Origin of the sequence: Marinicrinis sediminis, assembly GCF_042685085.1 — a bacterium.
Taxonomy (GTDB): Bacteria; Bacillota; Bacilli; order Paenibacillales; family KCTC-33676; genus Marinicrinis; species Marinicrinis sediminis.
In genome coordinates this window covers 123,243-123,568 of sequence record NZ_JBHUMM010000025.1, presented here as the reverse complement: position 1 = coordinate 123,568, position 326 = coordinate 123,243, and the positions used below count along the sequence as shown (strand labels likewise).

Below are 326 nucleotides of genomic sequence, written 5' to 3'. Positions count from 1 at the left end.
ATCACCCTCTCAGGTCGGCTACGCATCGTCGCCTTGGTAAGCCGTTACCTTACCAACTAGCTAATGCGCCGCAGGCCCATCTGCAAGTGAGAGCCGAAACCCTCTTTCCCCAGAAAATCATGCGATCCTCTGGACCATCCGGTATTAGCTAACGTTTCCGCTAGTTATCCCGATCTTGCAGGCAGGTTGCCTACGTGTTACTCACCCGTTCGCCGCTAAGTATAAGAAGTGCAAGCACTTCTTATACTCCGCTCGACTTGCATGTATTAGGCACGCCGCCAGCGTTCGTCCTGAGCCAGGATCAAACTCTCCAATAAAGTGTTTGA

General features: G+C 52.1%; 1 rRNA gene. It reads right to left on the bottom strand.

Features of this window, described 5'->3' with window-relative positions:
- Positions 1–317, bottom strand: a 16S ribosomal RNA gene (locus tag ACFSUC_RS11490); the annotation flags it as partial.
- Positions 318–326: the final 9 nt, after the last annotated feature.